The 15,972-nt window shown below is 64.7% G+C and carries 12 protein-coding genes and 1 pseudogene; 9 read left to right on the top strand and 4 right to left on the bottom strand.

Annotated features, from left to right (window positions below):
• Nucleotides 1-14 precede the first annotated feature (14 nt).
• Nucleotides 15-3,239 carry a carbamoyl-phosphate synthase large subunit gene (gene carB, locus AB5Y72_RS13920; protein WP_042078155.1) on the top strand — a complete coding sequence of 1,075 codons (3,225 nt, stop codon included), beginning with the start codon at nucleotides 15-17 and terminating at the stop codon, nucleotides 3,237-3,239.
• Between the two features lie 503 nt (nucleotides 3,240-3,742).
• On the top strand, nucleotides 3,743-5,401 hold the full coding sequence (gene leuA, locus AB5Y72_RS13915) for a 2-isopropylmalate synthase (protein ID WP_368199096.1): 1,659 nt from the start codon (nucleotides 3,743-3,745) through the stop codon (nucleotides 5,399-5,401).
• 32 nt (nucleotides 5,402-5,433) lie between these two features.
• On the opposite strand, the gene AB5Y72_RS13910 is transcribed toward leuA, so the two are convergent.
• Nucleotides 5,434-6,483 (bottom strand): sterol desaturase family protein, encoded by a 1,050-nt coding sequence (locus AB5Y72_RS13910; protein ID WP_368199095.1) that lies wholly within the window; start codon nucleotides 6,481-6,483, stop codon nucleotides 5,434-5,436.
• A gap of 368 nt (nucleotides 6,484-6,851) precedes the next feature.
• Here AB5Y72_RS13910 and AB5Y72_RS13905 point away from each other — a divergent pair, with 368 nt between their 5' ends.
• On the top strand, nucleotides 6,852-7,964 hold the full coding sequence (locus tag AB5Y72_RS13905; protein ID WP_325783113.1) for a DUF1615 domain-containing protein: 1,113 nt from the start codon (nucleotides 6,852-6,854) through the stop codon (nucleotides 7,962-7,964).
• Nucleotides 7,965-8,015: 51 nt separating this feature from the next.
• On the opposite strand, the gene AB5Y72_RS13900 is transcribed toward AB5Y72_RS13905, so the two are convergent.
• From AB5Y72_RS13900 to AB5Y72_RS13890, 3 genes are all read right to left on the bottom strand, one after another.
• Complete coding sequence (locus AB5Y72_RS13900) at nucleotides 8,016-8,882, bottom strand: NERD domain-containing protein (RefSeq protein ID WP_368199094.1); 867 nt, start codon at nucleotides 8,880-8,882, stop codon at nucleotides 8,016-8,018.
• 125 nt (nucleotides 8,883-9,007) lie between these two features.
• Nucleotides 9,008-9,562, bottom strand: coding sequence for a DUF4256 domain-containing protein (locus AB5Y72_RS13895; protein ID WP_368199093.1), 555 nt, complete (start codon nucleotides 9,560-9,562; stop codon nucleotides 9,008-9,010).
• Nucleotides 9,563-9,664: 102 nt separating this feature from the next.
• Nucleotides 9,665-10,585 (bottom strand): autotransporter domain-containing protein, encoded by a 921-nt coding sequence (locus AB5Y72_RS13890; RefSeq protein WP_245195937.1) that lies wholly within the window; start codon nucleotides 10,583-10,585, stop codon nucleotides 9,665-9,667.
• A gap of 364 nt (nucleotides 10,586-10,949) precedes the next feature.
• Here AB5Y72_RS13890 and AB5Y72_RS13885 point away from each other — a divergent pair, with 364 nt between their 5' ends.
• From AB5Y72_RS13885 to AB5Y72_RS13860, 6 genes and pseudogenes are all read left to right on the top strand, one after another.
• A complete protein-coding gene (locus AB5Y72_RS13885) occupies nucleotides 10,950-11,600 on the top strand; it encodes a DedA family protein (protein WP_368199092.1) in 651 nt (216 codons plus the stop codon).
• Nucleotides 11,601-11,842: 242 nt separating this feature from the next.
• On the top strand, nucleotides 11,843-13,138 hold the full coding sequence (locus tag AB5Y72_RS13880) for a DEAD/DEAH box helicase (RefSeq protein WP_209792868.1): 1,296 nt from the start codon (nucleotides 11,843-11,845) through the stop codon (nucleotides 13,136-13,138).
• 77 nt (nucleotides 13,139-13,215) lie between these two features.
• The gene (locus AB5Y72_RS13875; protein WP_209792866.1) at nucleotides 13,216-13,854 is read left to right on the top strand and encodes a DUF2913 family protein; all 639 of its coding nucleotides are present in this window, start codon (nucleotides 13,216-13,218) and stop codon (nucleotides 13,852-13,854) included.
• 265 nt (nucleotides 13,855-14,119) lie between these two features.
• Nucleotides 14,120-15,144 (top strand): annotated as a pseudogene (locus AB5Y72_RS13870) (M35 family metallo-endopeptidase).
• A gap of 47 nt (nucleotides 15,145-15,191) precedes the next feature.
• Nucleotides 15,192-15,626 (top strand): protease, encoded by a 435-nt coding sequence (locus tag AB5Y72_RS13865; protein WP_219142183.1) that lies wholly within the window; start codon nucleotides 15,192-15,194, stop codon nucleotides 15,624-15,626.
• Nucleotides 15,627-15,694: 68 nt separating this feature from the next.
• On the top strand, nucleotides 15,695-15,972 hold a 278-nt coding region (locus AB5Y72_RS13860), incomplete at its 3' end, for a transposase (protein ID WP_176235144.1).

The raw sequence follows: 15,972 nt of genomic DNA, 5'->3' as shown, positions 1-15,972 counted from the left end.
GGAAAAGAGAAGCCATGCCAAAACGTAACGACCTACAGAGCATCCTGATCCTCGGCGCCGGCCCCATCGTCATCGGTCAGGCCTGCGAATTCGACTACTCCGGTGCCCAGGCCTGCAAGGCCCTGAAAGAAGAGGGCTATCGCGTCATCCTGGTGAACTCCAACCCGGCCACCATCATGACCGACCCGGAGATGGCCGACGCCACCTACATCGAGCCCATCACCTGGGAAGTGGTGCGCGAGATCATCAAGAAAGAGCGCCCGGACGCCATCCTGCCCACCATGGGCGGCCAGACTGCCCTCAACTGCGCCCTGGCGCTGGAGCAGCACGGCGTGCTGGCGGAGTTCGGTGTGGAGATGATCGGCGCCACCGCCGACGCCATCGACAAGGCCGAAGACCGCTCCCGCTTTGACAAGGCCATGCGCAGCATCGGCCTGGAGTGCCCGCGCGCCGGCATCGCCCACAACATGGAAGAGGCCTGGAAGGTCCAGGCCGAAGTGGGCTTCCCCTGCATCATCCGCCCCTCCTTCACCATGGGCGGCTCCGGCGGCGGCATCGCTTACAACCCGGAAGAGTTCGTGGAGATCTGCGAGCGCGGTCTGGATCTGTCGCCGACCAAGGAGCTGCTCATCGACGAGTCGCTGATCGGCTGGAAAGAGTACGAGATGGAGGTGGTGCGGGATCGCAACGACAACTGCATCATCGTCTGCGCCATCGAGAACTTCGACCCCATGGGCATCCACACCGGTGACTCCATCACGGTCGCGCCGGCCCAGACGCTGACCGACAAGGAGTACCAGATCATGCGCAACGCCTCCATGGCGGTGCTGCGCGAGATCGGTGTCGAGACCGGCGGCTCCAACGTCCAGTTCGGCATCAACCCCAAAGACGGTCGCATGGTCATCATCGAGATGAACCCGCGGGTGTCCCGCTCCTCTGCGCTGGCTTCCAAGGCGACCGGTTTCCCCATCGCCAAGATCGCCGCCAAGCTCGCCATCGGTTACACCCTGGACGAGCTGATGAACGACATCACCGGCGGTCGCACCCCGGCCTCCTTCGAGCCGGCCATCGACTACGTGGTCACCAAGGTACCGCGCTTCAACTTCGAGAAGTTCGCCGGCGCCAACGACCGTCTGACCACCCAGATGAAGTCCGTGGGCGAAGTGATGGCCATCGGCCGCAACTTCCAGGAGTCCCTGCACAAGGCGCTGCGCGGTCTAGAGACCGGCAAGACCGGCTTCGACCCCATGGTGGACCTCAATGCCCCCGACTCCCTGACCCGCATTCGCCACGAGCTGCAGGATGCCGGTGCCGAGCGCATCTTCTACATCGCCGACGCCTTCCGTGCCGGTCTCTCCATGGACGGCGTGTTCAAGCTGACCAAGATTGACCCCTGGTTCCTGGTGCAGATTGAAGAGCTGGTCAAGCTGGAAGAGCAGGTGAAGGAGCGCGGCATGGCCGGCCTGGATGCCGACTTCCTGCGCAGCCTCAAACGCAAGGGCTTCGCCGACGCGCGTCTGGCCAAGATCCTCGGCGTGGCCGAAGGGGAAGTGCGCAAGCTGCGCGCCCGTCACAACATCTTCCCGGTCTACAAGCGGGTCGATACCTGCGCCGCCGAGTTCGCCACCAACACCGCCTACATGTACTCCAGCTACGACGAGGAGTGCGAGGCCAACCCCACCAACCGCGACAAGATCATGGTTATCGGTGGCGGCCCGAACCGTATCGGTCAGGGCATCGAGTTCGACTACTGCTGCGTGCACGCGGCCCTGGCCCTGCGCGAAGACGGTTACGAGACCATCATGGTCAACTGCAACCCGGAAACCGTCTCCACCGACTACGACACCTCGGACCGTCTCTACTTCGAGCCGGTGACTCTGGAAGACGTGCTGGAAATCGTGCGGGTCGAGCAGCCCAAGGGCGTCATCGTCCAGTACGGCGGCCAGACTCCGCTGAAGCTGGCGCGGGCATTGGAAGCGAACGGCGTGCCGGTCATCGGGACCAGCCCGGATGCCATCGACCGCGCGGAAGATCGCGAGCGCTTCCAGTCCGCCGTGGAGCGCCTCGGCCTCAAGCAGCCGGAAAACGGCACCGTCACCGCCCTGGAGCAGGCCGTGCTGACCGCCGAGCGCATCACCTACCCGCTGGTGGTGCGCCCCTCCTATGTGCTGGGTGGCCGCGCCATGGAGATCGTCTATGACGAGCAGGATCTGCGCCGCTACTTCGCCGAGGCGGTGAGCGTCTCCAACGAGTCGCCTGTGCTGCTGGACCGCTTCCTGGACGACGCCACCGAGGTGGACGTGGACGCCATCTGCGACGGCGTGGATGTGGTCATCGGCGGCATCATGGAGCACATCGAACAGGCCGGCATCCACTCCGGTGACTCCGCCTGCTCCCTGCCGCCCTACACCTTGTCCAAGGCCATTCAGGACGAGATGCGCGAGCAGGTGCGCAAACTGGCGCTGGAACTCGGTGTGGTCGGCCTGATGAACGTGCAGTTCGCGGTGAAAGACAACGAGATCTACCTCATCGAGGTGAACCCCCGTGCCGCCCGGACCGTGCCCTTCGTCTCCAAGGCCACCGGCGCGCCGCTGGCGAAGATCGCCGCCCGCGTCATGGCCGGTCAGAGCCTGAAGGAGCAGGGCTTTACCCAGGAGATCATCCCGCCCTACTACTCGGTGAAAGAGGTGGTTCTCCCGTTCGCCAAGTTCCCGGGTGTCGACCCGCTGCTGGGGCCGGAGATGCGCTCCACTGGTGAAGTGATGGGCGTGGGCAGCAGCTTTGCCGAGGCCTATGCCAAGGCGCAGCTGGGTGCCGGTCACCAGGTACCGCGCGAAGGGCGCGCCCTGCTCTCCGTGCGCCACGGCGACAAGGAGCGGGTGGTCAACCTGGCCGCCAAGCTGCTGGAGCTGGGCTATGACCTCGACGCCACCCACGGCACCGCCGTGACCCTGGGGGAGGCGAGCATCAACCCGCGCCTGGTGAACAAGGTGCACGAAGGTCGTCCGCACATTCTGGATCGCATCAAGAACGGCGAGTACACCTACATCGTCAACACTGCCGAGGGCCGCCAGGCCATCGAGGACTCCAAGCAGTTGCGTCGCGGCGCCCTGCAGCACAAGGTGGCCTACACCACCACGCTGCACGCGGCCTTCGCCACCTGCATGGCCATCAGCGTCGATGCCACCGCCAACGTGAGCTCTGTGCAGGAGCTGCACGAGAAGGTGAACAACCGCTAAGCGTGCCGGCAGCACGCTGCCCGTCCGATGCACGCAAACCCCGCCAGCGATGGCGGGGTTTTTTATTGCCTGCGCCCAGCCACTTCCGGGGGAGCGCCCATAAGGAAGATGGGGGAGATGGCGAATAATTCATCACGACGGGTGATACTCACCCCATTATTGGATATTCACTACATCAATATTGCTTAATTGGCATGATTGGATGCAATCTTCGCAATCTCTCGCCCCGCTTGCCTCTTTATACTGGATTCTCATCAAACAAGGTCGTCTGCGCCGACACACCAAAAGGTGGCGTGCGAGAGGATCAGCGCCCGCAGCCCGATCCGGCTGCCGTGGCCGGCCCCGGTGACCGACGGGGGCCGCAGGAAAACCGGTCGCGGGGTTACCGCCGCGCGACTCGTCAGGGCCGGCGTTACCGCGCCAGCCCGCTTCCCCTCCTTTGCCCCACCCGCCTGTCGGCCCGGTCGTCCGGCGCCTCGCCCATCCGTCAAGGGAATCTGAATATGAGCTTCGATCATCGCAAATACCGCCGCTCCCCCGTCATCAGTCTGGCGGATCGCCAGTGGCCCAACCGGGTGCTAGAGCGGGCGCCGCTCTGGTGCGCCGTGGACCTGCGCGATGGCAACCAGGCGCTGGTCGAGCCCATGACGGTGGCCCAGAAGATGCAGATGTGGGCGCTGATGGTGCACATCGGCTTCAAGCACATCGAGGTGGGGTTTCCGGCGGCCTCTCAGCCGGATTTCGACTTCGTGCGCGAGCTTATCGATCGCAACCTCATTCCGGACGATGTCACCATTCAGGTGCTGGTGCAGGCGCGCGAAGATCTGATTGCCCGTACCTTCGAGGCCCTCAAGGGGGCGAGGCGGGCCATCGTCCACGTCTACAACTCGGTCAACCCGACCCAGCGCAACTATGTGTTCAACTCAGGAAGGGAGGGGGTCAAGGCCATCGCCGTGCAGGGGGCGCGCTGGGTACGGGAGTACGCGGCCCGCAATCCAGGCACCGAGTGGAGCTTCCAGTACTCGCCGGAGAGCTTCAGCAGCACAGAGGTGGAGTTTGCCGTCGAGGTGTGCGACGCCGTCATCGACGAGTGGCGCGCCGCTGCCCGACCCATGATCCTGAACCTGCCCGCCACCGTGGAGGTGAGCACCCCCAACGTGTTCGCGGATCAGGTAGAGTGGTTCTGCCGACACCTGAAGGCGCGCCCGGAGGTGAGCATCTCCATCCATACCCACAACGATCGGGGCTGCGGGGTGGCCGCCGCCGAGCTGGCGGTGCTGGCGGGGGCGGATCGCATCGAGGGTACCCTGCTCGGCAACGGCGAGCGCACCGGCAACATGGACATCGTCACTATGGCCATGAACCTCTACAGCCAGGGGATCGACCCCGAGCTGGACCTGTCGGACATGGACGCCATCGTCGCCACCGTGGGGGCCTGCACCCAGATTGCCCTGCACCCGCGCCACCCCTATGCCGGCGAGCTGGTCTACACGGCGTTTTCCGGCAGCCACCAGGACGCCATTCGCAAATCCCTGGCGGCGGAGAAGCCGGATCACTACTGGGACGTGGCCTACCTGCCCATCGACCCCGCCGATCTCGGGCGCAGCTACGAGGCGGTGATCCGCATCAACAGCCAGTCCGGCAAGGGGGGCGTCACCTACCTGCTGGAGCGCGACCTCGGCCTGCAACTGCCGCGTTGGCTGCAGATCGACTTCAGCCGCCGGGTTCAGGCCGAGGCGGAGGCCTGCAGCAGCGAAATCAGCCCGGAGCAGATCCGCGCCCTGTTCGAGCGCCACTATCTCGAGCCCGCCCACGGCTATCGCATCGGTCGCTTCCAGCTCGGCCGCGACGGTCAGGAGAGCCTGCGCCTCGAGCTGCAGACCCCGGACGGGTCGCTGCAACTGTGCGGTGAGGGGGAGGGGGCCATCACGGCGCTGGTCAACGGCTGGCAGCGCCAGACCGGGATGCACATCGATGTGCTCGACTACTCCGAGCATGCCCTCACCGCCGGCACCGAGTCCCGCGCCGCCGCCTACGTGCTGCTGAGCGTGGATGGCGCCCGCCTGTGCGGGGTCGCCATCGGTCGCGACGTGGTCAGTGCCTCCCTGCAGGCGGTGATCAACGGTGCGGCCCAGCAGCAGGCCCTGCGCCAGAGCGCCTGAGCCCCGGCTCATCTGTAAACAACAACGCCACCCTAGGGGTGGCGTTGTTGTTTATGGGGCTCACTGTGCCAGAGGCTTGCGGGGCGGGGCAGGGCGCGCCAGATCTTGTGCGCCGTCACCCAGAAGGGGCGCAGGATGAGCACGCTCAGACGGCTGTAGCGTTCGTTGTCCTTCGGGCCCACCCCGAAGGAGAGTGGCTCGGGCTGGCTGCTGGTCACGTAGAGGGTGCCGAACCACCAGTCCCAGATCGAGAGGTTGGTGCCGAAGTTGTGGTTGAAGTGGCGGGGATCCCGGCTGTGGTGGATCTGGTGCTGGGCCGGGCTGTTGAGAAGGTGTTCGAACCTCGGGCCGAAGGAGAGCCAGACATGGGTGTGGCGCAGGTTGGCGGCCAGGGAGTTGAAGATGAGCACCAGGTAGCTGATGCCGAACAGGGTGTAGGGGCGCACAGTGCCACCACAGAGCCAATGGAAGAGGCCGCCGTAGAGGGCGAGACAGCTCCCCTTGACCAGCATCTCGCACAGCTTCTCCACCAGGTGGATGCGGCTGGCGGTTGGCGGCACCATCACGGTCGCGCTGTGGTGCACCTTGTGAAACTCCCACAGCCAGCGGCTGTGGAAGGCGCGGTGCAGCCAGTAGTGGACGAAGTCGCTGATGAGGAAGACCCCCAGGCCATAGAGCATCATCAGCCAGCTTGCCTCGGCGAGCCTCGGGCGTTCCCCCCAGAGCCGGGTCAGCGCGGATTGCACATCCTCGGCCTGCAGCAGCCAGGGGTGGAGCCACGCCATTATTGGCAGGATCACCGCCACATGCAGCAGGGCGCGCACCAGGTAGTACTGGTAATCGAGCAGGGCCGAGGGGTGCAACCAGACGGCCCGGCCCCCCAGGAAGCGGCGAAAGCTGCGGGCCCCGGGGTCCCCCCGGCGGCGACGGTGCAGGCAGAGCAGGTAGGCGACGGTGCCTGAGATCAGCAGGAAGACGACGCCCAGGCGTCCGTTGAGATCGAACAGCCCGGACAGACATTGCCAGAGCGGGGTGATCAGCAAGCGCTGCAGGGGGTCGAAGAGGGGGGTCAGCTTGTCCATGGGCTCCGTGCCGGGGCGTGTCATTCGGCGGCATTCTAAATAGAAATGACTCTCAATAAAAGCCATTGTTCGCGGATAGGGAAATGGTCGGTGCACTGTGGAGTGGGCGAGTGCGCTGGGCTGCGCCACCCGCCGTCACGGCGATGGGCGTTTGCCCCCTGGACGGCCCCAGGAGCGGGCCCGAGGCTTTAGCCAGGCGCGTCGATCCTCTACAATGGCTCTCTGTTTGCGTTCGGGGCCCCTTATCTGAGATGGAGGGGCCCCTCTGTCTACCGGAAGCCTTCATGATCTCTTCTTCCCCTGTCGTCACTTCAGTTGCCTCTGCGCCCCGTGAGGCCTCTCCTGCCCGGCCCCTGCGCACCCTGCCGCTGCTGATAGCCGCACTGCTGGCGGGGTGTGCCAGCGAGCCGCCTCCGCCCGTGGAGGCGGCGGCCGCCATCGCCAAGCAGCCCAAGGCCATGCAGCCGCGCAAGCCGGCGGACATGAAGAGCCGCATCGTGCGCTTCCTGCCGCGCCAGGTACCCGACAAGCCGGGCTGGGCCAACGACGTGGTGACGGCGCTCTCGAGCCAGGGGCTGACGGTGAGCGATCACAACGTCTGCAGCGTGCTGGCGGTGGCGGAGCAGGAGGCCACCTACCAGGCCGATCCCGTGGTGCCCGGCCTTGGCAAGATTGCCTGGAAGGAGATCAACGCCCGGGCGGCCAAGCTGCTCATCCCCGAGTTCATGGTGCGCACGGCGCTCTCCATCAAGTCCCCCACCGGCAAGTCCTATGCCGCGCGCATCGATGCCCTTCGTACCGAGCGGGAGATGAGCGAGATCTTCGAGGACATGATAGGTTCGGTGCCCATGGGCAGGCAGCTCTTTGGAAACCTCAACCCGGTGCGCACCGGCGGCCCCATGCAGGTCAGCATCGCCTTCGCCGAGGCCAACGCCCGCGGCTACCCCTATCCCGTGAAGGAGTCCATCCGCCACGAAGTCTTCACCCGCCGCGGGGGCATCTGGTTTGGCACCAGACACATCTTCGGCTATCCGGCCGACTACCCGGATACCCTCTATCGCTTTGCCGACTTCAATGCGGGCTGGTACGCGAGCCGCAATGCGGCCTTCCAGGCGGCGGTCAGCCGGGTGAGCGGCAAGCCCCTGGCCCTGGACGGGGATCTGGTTCGCTACGACTCGGACCTGCCCGGCAAGACCGAGCTCGCGGTCCACAGCATCGCCAGCCGGGTCAACATGAGCAAGCAGGCCATCCACCAGAGCCTGCTCAAGGGAGATAGCGCCGACTTTGCCCAGACCGACCTCTATCACAGGGTCTTTACCCTGGCCGACAAGCAGGCGGGCAAGCGGCAGCCTCGCGCCGTGCTGCCCGGCATCCAGCTGAAAAGCCCCAAGATCACCCGCAACCTCACCACCGCCTGGTTTGCCAAGCGGGTGGATGACAGGGAGCAGGCCTGCGTCAGGAAGATGGCAGCGATTCGCTGACAGCCAGAGACAACCAGGGCGGCCAAGTGGCCGCCCTGGTTTCATCTCGGACTATCGGGGATTGACCTCATCCTTTGCCACTCCCTCATGGACATGCGCGAGCTGCACTATCTCCCTGCATCTCGGATATCCGCTGCATCCCCAAAACTGGTTGCCCCTGTTTTCTCCTCGGCTGGCGGTGCGCAGCACCATGGTATTGCCGCACCTGAGGCAGCTCGGGTGCTGTCGGTGGCTCACCGGATGAGTGGCGGTGGACGATATCGGACGCTGAGGGGGCGGAGCGTCAGTCGGCAACGATCTGATGGGGGCGGCACCATGACGCGCCTTTAGCCGGGCCACATGCTGTCTGTGGGTCTGCCAGTTGGGGGCAAGTCGCTCTTGCTGGATGATCTCGATCGCTCCATGGACGTCGGCCAGGGTCAATACCTGGGTGGTTTTGCCCTTGATATGGCGGATCAGCCCGCGGTTCATCACGTTTTCCGGCATGGGGGTCTTGAAGGTGCAGTCGCCGATAAAGTAGATGACAGAGTGAAGCTGGTGGTCCGCCAGCCCCAGCAGGGATTTGAGGGTCATCATATGCAGGTGGTTCTGGCGCAAGGGGTTTTGAAAACTGTGCCTGCGGCGATAGATCTGCTGGGTCCAGCTTTTATGGGCCGGATTGCCGAATATCCACCCCCTCATGTTCTTGGTCTCGATCACGAAGACCCCGAAGCGGGAGACGATCACATGGTCTATCTGGGTGCTGCCCTGAGGGATGGGCAGGGTCACGTCCTTGAGCAGGTGATACTCCCGCTGGTCGAGAAAGAGCCGGATGCTGAGGTTGATAAACCACTCCCCGATCATGCCCTTGAACCAGGGGGTTTTGATCAGAGTGGCGATCAGCAGCAGCGGGAGCAGATAGCCGAGCTGCGACAGCAAAAGAGCGAAAACGGGGGGGGGAAGTCCATGTCACCGAGCCTCCATGGGATCTTGCTTCAGGGTCAAGCCTCGATTGGGAGCAGGCTGCGACTCTCGGGGTATTCGGGGCCGCTCGCGGCCTTTACCTAGACTCGCAGGCGGCCGCGAAAGCCCCTGGCGGCATAGTAGGACTGGGCGCCGTTGTGGTACAGGAAGACGCTGTCGTAGCGGCGATCGCAGAACAGGGCGCCGCCGAGCCCCCTGATCGCCGCTGGGGTCTCTATCCAGCTCGATGTCTTGGCATCGAAGCAGCCGAGCGTCTGCAGCGATCTATACTCGGCCTCCGTCAGCAGCGTGATGCCCATCTGCTGGGCCATCTCGGTCGCAGAGCCCGCCGGCCTGTTCTCCTTCCTGGATTCCAGCGCGGCCCTGTCATAGCAGAGGCTTCGGCGCCCGGTTGGGCTCTCGGCGCTGCAGTCACAGAAGATGAGCTGCCCGGTCTGCGGGTCCTGGCCGATGACATCGGGTTCACCGCCGCTGTGCTCCATCTCGTGGAGCGAGGGCAACGACTGCGGGTTGGCGTCCAGCCTGGCGCGCACCTGTGACCAGGGGATCCCCGCGTGACGCTGCGGGTGCCGCTCAAAGCGGGCCTGCAAGGTGGCGAGCAGGTCGTCAATCTGCTCCCGGGTCAGGTTCATCATGCTCTCTCCTTCGCGGGATCCTGCGCCATTAGAAACTCATCGCCAGCCCGATGGTACAACCGCCGGTGTGGTGCCGGGACCGGTAATGAGAGCCTCACGCCCTTAAAAACTCATCGCCAGCCCGATGGAGTAACCGCTGGTGTTGTGGCTGAACATATAGCGGGCCACCAGCCGGGTACGGGTGATAAAGATGTCGTACTTGCTGCTGTCGAGTTCGAGGCCAAGGCCCAGGGAGTTGAGGCTGTTGAAGCCGAGCAGGCCCCGCTGCTCTCCCAGGTACTCGGTTCTGGCGCCCTCCAGCACGTAGCGCAGGGGTCTGTCCAGCAGGGTCCAGTCCCACATGGGGGCGCGGCGGCGCAGGTAGAGACCGAGGTTCTCCGCCTCGGCCTGGCCCGTGATGCTGTCGGCGGTGCCGGTGAAGCTCTGCAGGTGCTGATAGGAGTAGCGCAGCTCGACGTCGATGTCCTGGGGCTTGGAGAACAGCTCGTAGTCGAGCATGAGGGCGCCCCCCAGGCCGTAGACGTTGAGGTTGCCGCCATCCAGGAAGTCGAGGTTCTTGCCGGTCTTGTACTCGATCAGGGCGGCGCCGATGCGCAGATCGCTCGCCACCGTGCCCAGGGTGACGTTGGCGATGGGGCGCAGCACCAGGTTGCCGCCCCAGCGGTCGCGGTACAGGCTGAAGTCCCAGCCGATGCCGCCGGTAGCGCTCAGGCTGTTCCACCTGGTGGGAATAGTGCGGGTCTCGTTGCCGTCGGTGAACACGAACTGGGGATCGTAGCGGCTGTAGCCCAGGGTGCCCTCCAGATAGATGGGAAAGCCCTCGCTCATGGTGGCGCCACCGCCAAGCTGGGTGATGGTCAGTGCCGAGCTCTCGTTGGTCCCTCCGCCGATATCCAGGTTGCTGGCGGTGATGTCGGGCACCACTGTGTAGCTCATCAGGGAGACCACCGCATTGGCGCGTTGCTGCACCAGGCTCTCGTCGCTGGCCTGGGCGCCATGGCAAAGCAGCCAGAGTCCGGCCATCAGAATCGGGGTTGCATGAGAAGAGGGGATCTGCGCCATACCTAGCTCCATGAGTCTCCCCGTCCACTGGGGAGTCCTTATACTGTAACGTTTTTCGCCTCCGTTGGCAGCTCTGCATGGTGCCATCTGGCCATAATCTCCGACCGGCGTCCGCTCCCCCGGGGACGTCTTTCTGGCCCGCCTGCCAAGGGTGTCCGGCGTCAGCCCGGCGGCATAAATGGCAAACATTAATTTATTGTTCAGTTCCCCGGGTGTATAAGGGGCATCCCATACGAACATTGGGGTGGTATCAGGGACGGATTACCAGACGGGGCCTTAGGGTCGTCATGACGGATGCGCATTACGTTGATGGGAGTCATACCAGATGCAGGACATGCTGCTTGCCATATGGCATCAGGATTTTGATCAGCTTATACACATGCAGGCAGTCGGCCTGCTCGTCACCTGTCTGGTGGTGATCCTCTTTCTCGAGTCGAGTTTCGTGTTTCTGCCGTTGCCGGGCGACAGCCTGGTGCTGCTGGCCGGGGGCCTGGTGGGCATGGGCGTGCTGGGGCCCGAGGTGACGCTGCTCTATCTGCCGCTCGCGGCCGGGCTTGGCAGCGTGATCGCCTACTGGCAGGGCCAGGCGCTGCACGGCACCCGTTTCATGGACCATGTGGAGCGGATGATCCCGGAGGGGAGCCTGCCCCGGGCCTCGAGACTGCTCGATCGCTACGGCTTCTGGGCCATGTTCGTCTCCCGCTTCATCCCCTTCGTCAGGGTGCTGACCCCCATGCTGATGGGGGTCTCCCGCCTCAACCTGGTGCGGGTGGCCATGGCCAGCTTCGCCAGCGCCTTCCTCTGGTCCCTGGTGCTCAGCATGGTCGGCAAAGTCATGATGGCGACCCCGGTCCTGGCCAATTACCACGAGTTGTTGACCAAGTGCCTGCTGATCACCTCCTTCGGCCTCTTCGTCATCGCCGTGGCCGCCATCGGCATGCGGCTGCTCAAGCGGCCGGCCAAGCGGGTGCGCTGAGCCGGCCGCTCTGGCGGCGCCTTCCCGGATGGGGCAGGGCGCCTCCGGGCAAAAATTCAAGCCATTTGAGGCGGCATTCCCGCCGCCTATCTGTTACACTTCGCGCCCGCCATTTTCCGGCTCACTCTCTGACGTGATGTCAGACCCAGCCGTCCTTGGCCAAAAGCCGCGCCGACACCGGGCCACAGCCGGTTCAGGCCACTCACGCCAACTACAGCCCAGCTGGAACACAGGAACCCAAGATGAGATTTGAATCGTTCGATTTTGCCCCCGAGATTTTGCGCGCCATCTCAGATTGCGGTTATCAGGAGATGACCCCTGTACAGAGCCAGGCCATTCCGGCCATCCGCCGTGGCCGCGACGTGCTGGCCAGCGCCCAGACCGGCACCGGCAAGACCGCCGCCTTCGCGCTGCCCATACTGCAACGCCTGGTGGACAACCCGGCGCCGGTACAGCCCTCCAATGCCCGGGTGCTGATCCTGACCCCGACCCGCGAGCTGGCGGCCCAGGTGGCGAGCAACATCAACGACTTCGCCAGGTATCTCGACATCACCACCCTGACCATCTATGGCGGTGGCAAGCAGGACGTGCAGGCCAAGAAGCTGAAAGCGGGGGCTCACATCATAGTGGCGACTCCGGGCCGGCTGCTGGAGCACCTCACCGCCTGCAACCTCAGCCTCTCCGGGGTCGAGACCCTGGTGCTGGACGAAGCGGATCGCATCCTCGACATGGGCTTCAGCGCCGACGTGCAGCAGATCCTGCAGGCGGTCAACAAGGCCCGCCAGAACCTGCTCTTCTCCGCCACCTTCTCCGAGTCGGTGAAAAAGCTCGCGAACCTGATGCTGGACAAGCCCCAGGTGGTGAGCGTCAACAAGCAGAACTCCACCGCCGACACCGTCAGCCACACCGTCTATCCGGTGGAGCAGAAGCGCAAGCGCGAGCTGCTCTCCGAGCTCATCGGCAAGCAGAACTGGCAGCAGGTGCTGGTGTTTGCCAGCACCCGCGAGAGCTGCGACGAGCTGGTGGAGGAGCTGAACCTCGACGGCATCAAGTCCGCCGTGGTGCACGGTGACAAGGCCCAGGGCAGCCGTCGCCGCGCCCTGCGCGAATTCACCGAAGGCAAGCTGCGGGTGCTGGTGGCCACCGAGGTAGCCGCCCGCGGCCTGGACATCCCGAGCCTGGAATACGTGGTCAACTACGATCTGCCGTTCCTGGCGGAAGACTACGTGCACCGCATCGGCCGTACCGGCCGCGCCGGCAAGAGCGGCATGGCCATCTCCTTCGTCAGCCGCGAGGAGGAGCGCACCCTGCTGGAGATCGAGGCGCTCATCGGCCAGAAGATCCGCCGCATCATGGTGCCCGGCTACGAGGTGAGCAGTCGCGACGACCTCATCAAGCAGTTGCAGGAGCGCCGCCGCTTCGGCAAGCGCCCGCAGCGGGAAGACAACGCCGCCGCCCAGGCCATGGCCGAGGCGAAGCTGCAGGGCCAGCGCCTCAAGCGCCTGGCGGCCGCCAGGAAGCCGCGCCAGCCGAAGTAAGCGGCGGGCCATCCCATTGAACTGCAAAGGCGCCACCGGCGCCTTTGCCATCTCAGCGCTCAATCCGAGGATCCACGATGACCCCTCCCACCTACAACCAGGCCCTCCTTGAGATGGCCAGCCAGAGCCTGGCCGAGCTGGCCCGCACCGGTGCGCAGAAGGCGGGCAAGCGCACCCCGGCCCAGGAGAGCCACTTTCTCTGCACCTGGATGGCGGACTCGCTCAAGGAGAAGCGCTTCTCCCGCCTGGTGATGGAGGATCTCAAGGCCTGGGTGCAACTGGGCCGCACCCTGGGGGCCGGCGCCGATCTCAAGGGCTTGCTTGAGCGGATCATCCGCCAGTACGAGCGCGCCATGGCAGAGCCGACCGGGCTGGGCGGCCGGCTTGCCGCCCTGCTGGCCGAGCTGGAGGCGGCGGGCTGGCTGGTGCTGACGAGTAGCGAAGTGAACGCCAAGCTGCGCCTGCAATCGGGCGGCCAGCCGAGCCTCATCATCAGCGCCAGCGAGTATCAGGGCCATATCGAAGCGGGTGAGCTGGCCAGGTCCCTTACCCTCTATGTGCGCGGGGACGAGGCCAGATTGGCACAGGCGGCTTTTTCCCACGGCCTGCTGCTGAGCCAGGGCAACAAGAAAACGACCCTGGTCAAGCACCACAAGGCCTACCGGCTGGTGCCCGGCAACGCACAACCGGCCCTGGCGCTGCTGATCGGCCCCTGATCCGGGCGCAAGCTGCGCATCCCCCCACCCGGCCCCGTGCCGGGTTTTTTGTGGATGCTTGCCGGTGGCGGGAGGGGAGGGGGCCTTGATGCGGCGCCAAGGGGGCAGCCTTTGTCGCAGCCGGCGAGGGCCCCCTCCGATGGGGGGCGTCCCCCATATGGAGGGATGGGGGCGCCGAGCTTCTGCTCTAGGGTGGATGAGCCCCAAAGAGGGCCACATGGAAGCAAACCGCCTGATGGCGCCACTCAATGAATGAGGAAACACGATGAAAGCGACTCCCATCGCCCTGCTGCTGGCAGGCTCCCTGATCTCTCCGCTCTGCGCCGCCGGGCTCGATGCCAGGCTCACCCTGGTGGAGGGCGGCACCGACGACGTGCGGGTCAACCTGACCCTGACCAACACGGGGGACAAGCCGGTGCGTCTGCTCAAGTGGCAGCTGCCTGGCAGCGAGGATGCCCCCCTGTTCCTGGTGGAGCGTGATGGTCAGCCGGTTGGCTACGAGGGGGCCCTGATCAAGCGGGCGGCCCCGACCGACAAGGACTTCCATCTCAGAGCCTGACGGTGCAGGCGGAGGTCTCCGGTCTCTACGACATGAGCGTCCAGGGGCAGTACAGCATCCGCTACCTGCTGCCGACCGTGGCGCAGGAGGGGAAAACCGCCAAGGCCAGGCAGGCCCGGGGGAGCGAATCCAATGCCGTGACCCTGTGGGTGGAAGGGGTGGCCGACGATAGGGTGCTGGCCAAGGCGGCCCTGCCCGAACCCCAGGCGGTGACCGCCTCGGTCAGCTTCATCGGCCGCTGCACCAACACCCAGAAGAGCGACATCCTGGCCGCGCTCGATGCCGCCAGCGGCATCACCAACAACTCCAGCAGCTATCTGGCGGTGGACAAGCCCGATGGCCAGCGCTATCGCAGCTGGTTCGGCGCCTATGACGCCGCCCGCTGGAACCAGGCCGAGACGAACTTCAGCAAGATCAAGGATGCCATCGACAACAAGCCGCTCACCTTCGACTGTGGTTGCAAGCAGAGCTACTTCGCCTACGTCTATCCGGACCAGCCCTACAAGGTCTATCTGTGCAAGAGCTTCTGGACGGCACCCGTCACCGGGACCGATTCCCGCGCCGGCACCATAGTCCACGAGCTGAGCCACTTCAACGTGGTGGCGGGCACCGACGATCTGGGATACGGTCAGGCCAATGCCCGCAATCTGGCGAGCACGGATCCCCAGAAGGCGCTGAACAACGCCGACAACCACGAGTACTTCGCCGAGAATACCCCGAGCGAAAATTAATCCGTGAAGGGGCCGCGAGGCCCCTTCCCGTTGTTGAAGGAGCACCCATGATGACTCTCTTGCTCACCACCCTGGCGCTGACCCCCCTGCAGTGCGAACTGTCGGTCAACGCCGAGAGCGGGGTGAACGAGCCCCTGCCCCTGGTGATGACCCTGACCAACCGGGGGGAGACCCCCCTTGAGGTATTGACCTGGTTCACCCCCTTCGAGGGGTGGTTTGCCGATGCCATCGACCTCACCCGCGACGGCCGGCCGCTGGTCTACCGGGGGCCGCTGGCCAAGCGTGGCGAACCCGGAGATGGCGACTTCCTCCTGCTGGCGCCGGGAGAGCAGAGCCAGGCCGATGCGGATCTGGCGCAGGCCTACGATCTGTCGCAGCCGGGCAGCTACCGGCTCAGCTATCGTGCCCAGCCCCTGGCACTGACCCGGGGCGTGGTGCCAAGCTGCCCCGCCATCGACTTTACCCGGGTGGCGGCGCCCTAGGGAAGGTGCGAACAAGTCCCTGATATGAGATCATGTTTGTCATCTGGAGCCATGGAACAGGGTTCATCATGAGTCATCAACTTACCTTCGCCGACAGTGAATTCAGCAGTAAGCGCCGTCAGACCAGAAAAGAGATTTTCTTGTCCCGCATGGAGCAGATTCTGCCATGGCAAAACATGGTGGAAGTCATCGAGCCGTTTTACCCCAAGGCTGGTAATGGCCGGCGACCTTATCCGCTGGAAACCATGTTACGCATTCACTGCATGCAGCATTGGTACAACCTGAGCGATGGCGCGATGGAAGATGCTCTGTACGAAATCGCCTCCATGCGTCTGTTTGCCCGGTT

Source organism: Aeromonas sp. R7-4 (genome assembly GCF_040908055.1).
Classification (GTDB): domain Bacteria; phylum Pseudomonadota; class Gammaproteobacteria; order Enterobacterales; family Aeromonadaceae; genus Aeromonas; species Aeromonas sanarellii.
Note: the sequence above shows the minus strand (reverse complement) of the source record. Positions and strands in the feature narration are given on the sequence as shown.

Bases quoted from the DNA above. Each gene is read 5' to 3' on its own strand.
- AB5Y72_RS13875 (WP_209792866.1), top strand. From the start codon at position 13,216: ATGACCCCTCCCACCTACAACCAGGCCCTCCTTGAGATGGCCAGCCAG.
- AB5Y72_RS13885 (WP_368199092.1), top strand. From the start codon at position 10,950: ATGCAGGACATGCTGCTTGCCATATGGCATCAGGATTTTGATCAGCTT.
- leuA (WP_368199096.1), top strand. From the start codon at position 3,743: ATGAGCTTCGATCATCGCAAATACCGCCGCTCCCCCGTCATCAGTCTG.
- AB5Y72_RS13895 (WP_368199093.1), bottom strand. From the start codon at position 9,562: ATGATGAACCTGACCCGGGAGCAGATTGACGACCTGCTCGCCACCTTG.
- carB (WP_042078155.1), top strand. From the start codon at position 15: ATGCCAAAACGTAACGACCTACAGAGCATCCTGATCCTCGGCGCCGGC.
- AB5Y72_RS13910 (WP_368199095.1), bottom strand. From the start codon at position 6,483: ATGGACAAGCTGACCCCCCTCTTCGACCCCCTGCAGCGCTTGCTGATC.
- AB5Y72_RS13865 (WP_219142183.1), top strand. From the start codon at position 15,192: ATGATGACTCTCTTGCTCACCACCCTGGCGCTGACCCCCCTGCAGTGC.
- AB5Y72_RS13890 (WP_245195937.1), bottom strand. From the start codon at position 10,585: ATGGCCGGACTCTGGCTGCTTTGCCATGGCGCCCAGGCCAGCGACGAG.
- AB5Y72_RS13880 (WP_209792868.1), top strand. From the start codon at position 11,843: ATGAGATTTGAATCGTTCGATTTTGCCCCCGAGATTTTGCGCGCCATC.